Origin of the sequence: Rhizobium glycinendophyticum, assembly GCF_006443685.1 — a bacterium.
GTDB lineage: Bacteria > Pseudomonadota > Alphaproteobacteria > Rhizobiales > Rhizobiaceae > Allorhizobium > Allorhizobium glycinendophyticum.
The window spans coordinates 1-1,486 of sequence record NZ_VFYP01000013.1 but is presented as its reverse complement, the minus strand read 5'-3'; the positions used below and the strand labels follow the sequence as shown (position 1 = coordinate 1,486).

The 1,486-nt window shown below is 60.4% G+C and carries 1 protein-coding gene and 1 pseudogene; both read left to right on the top strand.

From position 1 onward, the window contains the following. Window positions 1–324: pseudogene (locus tag FJQ55_RS23265) on the top strand (methyl-accepting chemotaxis protein); the annotation flags it as partial. Window positions 325–426: 102 nt separating this feature from the next. Then, on the top strand, window positions 427–1,486 hold a 1,060-nt coding region (locus FJQ55_RS23260), incomplete at its 3' end, for a HAMP domain-containing protein (protein ID WP_140832594.1).

Genomic DNA, 1,486 nt, shown 5'->3' with positions numbered 1-1,486 from the left:
GAGGCGATCCAGCAGCTCGACAAGGTGACCCAGCAGAACGCCGGCGCCTCGGAAGAGATGTCGGCCACCTCGGAAGAACTCGCCGCCCAGGCCGAAGAGCTGCAGGCTTCGATCGCTTTCTTCAAGGTGAATACGGCCAGCACCATCGCAAGCCAGTCCGTCCAGCAGGCCCGCAGGCCGGCACCGACGCAGACGGTCAAGGCACCGGCACGCAAATCGGCTCAAAGCGTCTCTGCCCAACAGGCACGCGCCAAGGGCTTTGCCCTCGACCTCGCAATGGGTGCCGGGGACGACGAGGATGCGCACTTCAAGCAGAGTGCATGACAGCGACAGGATCAACCCCGGCCGAAAGGGCCGGGTTGATCCCAACAAGACCACTTTCAGGATATCCGCGATAAACGGCGGCGAGAACATCGGGGCAAGGGTATGCGTGGTACAATTAAGCTCAAACTGACAATCGTCTTTGCGACTCTAATCCTCATCATCGCAGGGTTAGCAACATACAGCGCCTTTAGCCTGGCGACACTCAACGCCGCCAGCAGCGCGATGGTCGACGGCCCGGTCCGGCGCTTGGAACTGGCGCTCACAGCCAATGTCGCGGCACTGGACGCGATCCGCGCTCAGAAGAACGCGCTGATCGCGGAGTCGGCCGCGGATGACGAAAAATACTTCTCCCAGTCGGTCGAGCAGATCGATACCCTCATGCAGTCGACACGCGATGGTCTTGCCATCGCCTCTCCTGAAGGCAAGCCTTACTGGCAGAAAATCCTCGATCTGACGGCCGCCTTCCAGGAGAAGACGCAAACGCTGAAGTCGATGGAAACAACCGGCAACCATACAGGAGCGGTCACGCTTTCCATGGGCGAACTGCGCGCCCTGACCGGCGATCTGGTGGCCGCCGTCCAAAGCCTCATCGAGATCCAGCACAAGGGTATGGCAAAGACGATCGCGGAAAACGCCGACCTCTATGGGTCGAGCAAGACCATGCTCATCACTGCGTCTGTTCTGGCGGCAATCATCGCGCTCGCAGCCGCACTCTGGATCATCTCCGGGATCAGCACGGGTCTGAAAAAGATCCAGACCGTCGTTGGCGCCGTTGCCATCGGGGATCTCAGTCAGCAGGTCGAGATCAAGACCAATGATGAAATCAAGGATCTCGTCGATTCCGTCAATGCCATGACGGCCAACCTTCGCAGCACCGCGCATCTGGCGGACATGATCTCCATCGGCGACCTGTCGACAGAGGTCAAGCTGCTGTCCGAAAAGGATGTGCTCGGCCTCGCCATTGAGAAAATGACGGCCAACCTCCGCAACACGGCAACCGTTGCAGACCAGATCGCAAACGGTGACCTCACCGTCTCGCCAAAGCCAGCCTCCGACAAGGACACACTGGGCATTGCGCTCCGCAACATGGTCGAGCGTCTCCGCGGCGTCGTCAGCGATGCGCTCGCCGCATCGGAAAATGTTTCGGCCGGCAGCCAGCAGC